The sequence below is a fragment of the Nakamurella sp. genome (assembly GCF_048594475.1).
In the GTDB taxonomy this organism is placed as follows: Bacteria; Actinomycetota; Actinomycetes; order Mycobacteriales; family Nakamurellaceae; genus Nakamurella.
In genome coordinates this window covers 1-5,482 of the sequence record NZ_JBMDXT010000585.1, presented here as the reverse complement: position 1 = coordinate 5,482, position 5,482 = coordinate 1, and the positions used below count along the sequence as shown (strand labels likewise).

Below are 5,482 nucleotides of genomic sequence, written 5' to 3'. Positions count from 1 at the left end.
TCCGACAGATAGCCGAGGGAGACGTTCGCGGCGGTCGACACGTCACGAAGCGTCCGGTTCTGCCGGGTCCGGGCATCCCGCAGGGTCTCCCCCACAGCGTTACGCAGGAGCATGTCGCACCTCCTCTCTGCGGTCGATTGCTACGGTACCGTGCAACGCTTGCGCCCCGCTGGCCTGCTGCTCCACCGGGGACGGGCAACACTCCTTCTTCACCAATGGGCTCAACGCCCACGCTCATGCCGATGTTCCACGACCCGGATCACCGGGCGGTTACGAAATCATTGCCTCGCGGGGACCCGCGGCATCAGGCCGGGTCAGGACTGACCGGCGGTCCGCCGCGCCCGGGAGTACAGCAGGGCGGCGCGCACGCAGTAGTCGATGCCGGTGACGACGGTCAGCACCACGGCCAGCCCCATGGTGCCGATCGCGACCCACTGCAGCGACGCCGGCAGCGGCAGGATGTACAGGCCGATCGCGATGATCTGGACGAAGGTCTTGGCCTTGCCGCCCGGGCTGGCCGCGATGACCCCGTACCTGATCACCGCCAGCCGCAGCAGGGTGATGCCGATCTCCCGCACCAGGATGACCACCGTGACCCACCAGGCCAGGTCGCCGAGCATGGACAGCCCGATCAGCGCCGACCCGGTCAGCGCCTTGTCGGCGATCGGGTCGGCGATCTTCCCGAAATCGGTGACCTGCCCGCGTTTGCGGGCGATATGGCCGTCGTACCGGTCGGTGATCGCGGCCAGCGCGAACACCGCCCAGGCGATCCACCGCCACGTGGTGTCGTGGCCGCCCTCGGCGAACAGCGCCAGCAGGAACACCGGGACCAGGATCAGCCGGAGCACGGTCAACGCGTTCGGCAGGTTGACCAGGGAGACCTTCGGCGTCGGCCGCTCCGTCATCGGGCCATGGCCGGTCGGGCCCCGCCGGTCGGCACCGGCTCCACGGCGGCCACTAGGTCCACTCCGTCGCTGCCGGTGACCAGGCAGCGGACGAGCGTCCCGGGGGCGAGCCCGTCCGCGCCGGTCAGCTGGACCTCCCCGTCGACCTCGGGTGCCTGGTGGTCGCCGTGCCCGATGACCATTCCGTCCTCGACCCGGTCCACCATCACCATCAGCGACGAGCCGACGCGGTCCTCGGCTCGCTGGGCCGTGAGCTCCTCGACCAGCTCGGTGATGCGCTCCACCCGCTCGTCGATCACGTCCTGGCCGTGCTTGCCGTCCAGCCGCAGCGCCTCGGTGCCGTCCTCGTCGGAGTAGCCGAACACGCCGACGGCATCGAGCCGGGCGGTCAGCAGGAAGCGCTCGAGCTCGGCGAGGTCCTCCTCGGTCTCACCGGGGAAGCCCACGATGACGTTGGACCGGATCCCGGCGTCCGGCGCGGCGTCCCGGATCTGGTCCACCAGGTGCAGGAACGAATCCGTCGACCCGTACCGGCGCATCCGCCGCAGCACCGCGGGCGCCGAATGTTGGAACGACATGTCGAAGTAGTCGGCCACCGGCGGCAGCTGTGCGATCGCCTCGATCAACCACGGCCGGGTCTCGGCCGGCTGCAGGTAGGACAGCCGCACCCGGGTCAGCCCCGGCACCCGGGCCAGTCCGGCCAGCAGGTCGGCGAGCTGCCGGTCGCCGGGCAGGTCCTTGCCGTAGGACGTGGTGTTCTCGCTGACCAGCACGACCTCGCGGACGCCCTGGTCGACCAACCAGGCCGCCTCGGCCAGGATCTCCGCCGGCGGCCGGGAGACGAACGCCCCGCGGAACGACGGGATCGCGCAGAACGTGCACCGCCGATCGCAGCCCGACGCGATCTTCAACGGGGCGACCGGGCCGGAGTCGAGCAGCAGCCGCGGCACGAACGGTCCGCCCAGCGGGGCGGCCCCGCCGGCACCGGGGGCCGACACTCCCGGGACCGAGACCGACGCGGTCGCCGCCGCCCGGTCCACCGGGCTGATCGGCAGCAGGGTGCGGCGATCGGTCGGCGTGTGCGAGGCGGGGGCGTGCCCGGCCACCACGTCACCGAGGAGGGCGCCCAGCCGCGGGTACGCGTCGAAGCCCAGGACGGCGTCCGCCTCCGGCAGCGCGTCGGCCAGCTCACGCCCGTACCGCTCGGCCAGGCAGCCGACCGCGACGACCTTGGCCCCGGTGTCCGCCGCCGCCAGCACCGCGTCGATCGAGTCCTTCTTCGCGCTCTCCACGAACGCGCAGGTGTTCACCACGATGACGTCCGGACGGTCGTCGTCGGCGACGAGCTGGTACCCGTCGCCCTGCAGCCGGCCGGCCAGCTCGGAGGAGTCCACGTCGTTGCGGGCGCAGCCCAGGGTCACCAGACCCACGCGGGTGACCGCCGAGGTCGATCCTGTGGACACTTCCCCACCTTAGTCGCTGGCGGCGCCGGCTCGTGCCGCTCCGGCCCGGACACCCCTGCGGTGCTCGATGGTGGCCTCGCAGGCTCGATGGTGGCCGCGCAGGCTCGGCCAACTAGGGTCTAGCGGCGTGAGCGACTCCCCCGGACCCGGCATCGCGAGTCAGGTGCGCGTCGAACGTGCCCGGGTGGGGGACGTCCGCGGGATCAAGCGACTGGTCGACGAGTACGCGGGCCCCATCCTGCTGGAGAAGACGCTGGCCGATCTGTACGAGGACGTCACCGAGTTCTGGGTCGCCCGGCTCGACGGTGACGTGGTCGGCTGCGGCGCGCTGCACGTCTTCTGGGAGGACCTCGGCGAGATCCGCACCGTCGCCACCGATCCGCGGGCGCGCCGGCGCGGGGTCGGGCACGCGGTGTGCTCCGAGATCGTCGCGCACGCGCGCGACCTGGGCCTGCACCGGCTGTTCGTCCTGACCTTCGAGGTCCCGTTCTTCTCCTCGCTGGGCTTCGAGCCGATCCAGGAGCTGAACCTGTCCCTGGAGGCGCAGGCCGAGCTGCGCGCCTCCTACGACCGCGGCGTCGCCGAATTCCTGGAGCTGCCGTTCGTCAAGCCGAACACCCTGGGCAACACCCGGATGCTCAAGCACCTCTGACCGCGGCCGGCTCAGGCGCAGCCGGCCTCGGTGATCTCGGCCTCGTACCGCTGGTCGTCCGGCAGCTTGCTCGACCCGACGATGATCGTCTTGATCTCCTGCGGGGCCAGGGCGGTCGAGTCGGACTGCTCGACCGTCGCCGCGGCCGTGTCCTGGCCCTCCGGATAGATCGTCAGCTTGAGCGCGACGCCGTTCGGGCAGCCGGCCGGGGCGGTCACCTTGACCCCCCAGCAGCGGTTGTCGGAGGCCGCGCAGTCGAACGAGTCGTGGTTGGTCTCGAACGCCGAGTACACGCCGTTGCCGTGGTCGTAGAAATCGGCCGGCGGGTACCCGTCGGCGCCGGCCGTGACGGTGGTGGTCACGGTCTCCTCGGTGGTCGACCGCACCGTCTTGACCACGGTCGTGGTGGCGGTGACGGTGCTCGGGGCGTTCACCACGGTGGCCGCTCCGGTCCCGCCGGAGCCGCACGCCGTGCACAGCACGGCGCCGGCGAGCACACCGATCAGGGCAAGAAGGCGCTTCACCCCTGCATCATCGCCGATCCGGCCCGGCCCGGCCCGGACTTTCCCCCGATCGGGGGCGGCGGTCCTCGCCGCGTCGCCGGGGGCGGGGTGTCCGGGGCTCACCGAGGCGGCACCGGCCGCCCGCTACCGTGCGGGCGTGGATGTTCGTCGGCGCCGGATCGCCCTGGCCGTGATGATCCCGGTCGTCGTGCTGATCGGGTTGGCGCTGCACGGCGTCCGGATGGTCTCCGCCTACATCGCCACCGATGCCCTGTACACGGTGCTGGTCTACCTGCTGGTCGCCATCGCCCGGCCCCGGTTGCGGCCGTGGTGGCCGGCGACGATCGCCTTCGCGTTCAGTACGGCGGTCGAGTTCTTCCAGCTCACCGGCATCCCGGCCGATCTGGCCCGGGAGCTGCCGGTGGTCTCCCTGGTGCTGGGCGAGCGATTCGGCTGGCTCGACATCGCCTCCTACGCGCTCGGCGCGGCGACGGCCGCCCTGGTGGACGCGGCCGTCAGCCGCCCCGTCCGCAGGTCGACCGGATCGGATCGGTCAGATCCGAGGGGTGCGCTTGCCCTCGATCCGGGCGAGCGCCTCGGCGAGTAGCGCCTCACCGTCCGCGTCGCTGCGCCGTTCCTTCACGTACGCCAGGTGGGACTTGTAGGGCTCGACCCGCGGGGCGGGTGGCGGGGCGGCGCTGTCCTGGCCGGCCGGAAAGCCGCAGCGCGGGCAGTCCCACACCTCCGGGATCTCGGCGTCCATCGCGAACGCCAGCGCCGTCACGTGCCCGTTCGCGCAGTAGAAGCTCAGCCGCTGCCGCGGCGCCGATTCCCCGCGGTCGGCCTCGCCCATCCGGCCCGCGCCGACCCGGGAACCCCGGATCGGATTGCCTGCTGCCATGACGACCGCCCTTTCGGCGAATCCCGCTCAGGCCCCGACCTTCAACAACAATCCGACGCCGACGATGGAGATCGCCCAGATGGCCGCCACGAACAGGGTCAACCGATCCAGGTTCTTCTCCACCACCGACGATCCGGACAGCGACGACTGCATCGACCCGCCGAACAGCGAGGACAGCCCACCACCCTTGCCACGGTGCAACAGGATCAACGCCATCAGCCCCAGGCTGGTGATGACGAGCAAAATCTGCAGGAAAAGGGTCATGACTGCCTTGCGGTGGGACGGGTGGAACCGGGCGGGTCGAGTCTAACCCGGTCGCGCTCGCGACCGGGTCAGGGCAACACCCCGACGGCGTTCGCGGCCAGCGTGGCGAACTCGGTGCCGTCCAGCGACGCCCCACCCACGAGCGCGCCGTCCACGTCCGGCTGCGCGCAGATCTCGGCGACGTTGCCCGACTTGACCGAGCCGCCGTACAGGATGCGGATACCGTCCGCGGTCTCCTGGCCGTACTTCTCCGCCAGTGCGGCCCGGATCGCGCCGCACACCTCCTGGGCGTCCGCGGGGGTGGCCACCCGGCCGGTGCCGATGGCCCAGACCGGCTCGTAGGCCAGCACGACCGACTTGACCTGCTCGTCGCTGATCTGCGAGAGGCCGGCCAGGACCTGACCGACGGAGTGCTCGACCTGGTTGCCCGCCTCGCGGACCTCCAGGCCCTCGCCGATGCACAGCATCGGGATCAGGCCGTGCTTGTAGGCGGCGGCCACCTTCTTGGCCAGCAGTTCGTCCGACTCCTGGTGGTACTCACGGCGCTCGGAGTGGCCGACCAGCACGTAGGTGCAGCCCAGCTTGGCCAGCTGGATGCCGGAGATGTCGCCGGTGTAGGCGCCGGAATCGTTCGGGGACAGGTCCTGCCCGCCGTAGGTGAAGCCGATCTTGTCGGCCTCGATCAGGGTCTGCACCGAACGCAGCGCGGTGAACGGCGGGAAGACCGCCACGTCCACGTGCTTGAGGTACTTCTCCGGCAGGGTGAACGAGATCTTCTGGACCAGGGCGATGCC

At 71.2% G+C, this 5,482-nt stretch carries 8 protein-coding genes; 2 read left to right on the top strand and 6 right to left on the bottom strand.

Annotation, left to right across the window (positions count from 1 at the left end):
• Window positions 1-314 precede the first annotated feature (314 nt).
• Both pgsA and rimO read right to left on the bottom strand, forming a co-directional pair.
• A complete protein-coding gene (gene pgsA, locus ACOJUF_RS26110) occupies window positions 315-905 on the bottom strand; it encodes a CDP-diacylglycerol--glycerol-3-phosphate 3-phosphatidyltransferase (protein WP_420124721.1) in 591 nt (196 codons plus the stop codon).
• On the bottom strand, window positions 902-2,368 hold the full coding sequence (gene rimO / locus ACOJUF_RS26105; protein ID WP_420124720.1) for a 30S ribosomal protein S12 methylthiotransferase RimO: 1,467 nt from the start codon (window positions 2,366-2,368) through the stop codon (window positions 902-904). Before rimO ends, pgsA begins: the two co-directional genes overlap by 4 nt.
• 67 nt (window positions 2,369-2,435) lie before the next feature.
• Between rimO and ACOJUF_RS26100 the strand changes: the two genes are divergently transcribed.
• A complete protein-coding gene (locus tag ACOJUF_RS26100; RefSeq protein WP_420124719.1) occupies window positions 2,436-3,020 on the top strand; it encodes an amino-acid N-acetyltransferase in 585 nt (194 codons plus the stop codon).
• 11 nt (window positions 3,021-3,031) lie between these two features.
• Here the strand turns inward: ACOJUF_RS26100 and ACOJUF_RS26095 are convergent, their stop codons facing one another.
• Window positions 3,032-3,544 (bottom strand): hypothetical protein, encoded by a 513-nt coding sequence (locus ACOJUF_RS26095; RefSeq protein WP_420124718.1) that lies wholly within the window; start codon window positions 3,542-3,544, stop codon window positions 3,032-3,034.
• 136 nt (window positions 3,545-3,680) lie between these two features.
• Here ACOJUF_RS26095 and ACOJUF_RS26090 point away from each other — a divergent pair, with 136 nt between their 5' ends.
• Window positions 3,681-4,130, top strand: a complete 450-nt coding sequence (locus tag ACOJUF_RS26090; RefSeq protein ID WP_420124717.1) for a DUF2809 domain-containing protein — start codon at window positions 3,681-3,683, stop codon at window positions 4,128-4,130.
• Here the strand turns inward: ACOJUF_RS26090 and ACOJUF_RS26085 are convergent.
• The 3 genes from ACOJUF_RS26085 to tpiA form a co-directional block, all read right to left on the bottom strand.
• The gene (locus tag ACOJUF_RS26085) at window positions 4,077-4,424 is read right to left on the bottom strand and encodes an RNA polymerase-binding protein RbpA (protein ID WP_420124716.1); all 348 of its coding nucleotides are present in this window, start codon (window positions 4,422-4,424) and stop codon (window positions 4,077-4,079) included. The two genes, ACOJUF_RS26090 and ACOJUF_RS26085, sit on opposite strands and share 54 nt — an antisense overlap.
• Before the next feature lie 27 nt (window positions 4,425-4,451).
• Window positions 4,452-4,688: a preprotein translocase subunit SecG gene (secG, locus tag ACOJUF_RS26080; protein ID WP_420124715.1), complete on the bottom strand. Its 237-nt coding sequence runs from the start codon at window positions 4,686-4,688 to the stop codon at window positions 4,452-4,454.
• 68 nt (window positions 4,689-4,756) lie between these two features.
• A complete protein-coding gene (tpiA, locus tag ACOJUF_RS26075; protein ID WP_420124722.1) occupies window positions 4,757-5,479 on the bottom strand; it encodes a triose-phosphate isomerase in 723 nt (240 codons plus the stop codon).
• Window positions 5,480-5,482: the final 3 nt, after the last annotated feature.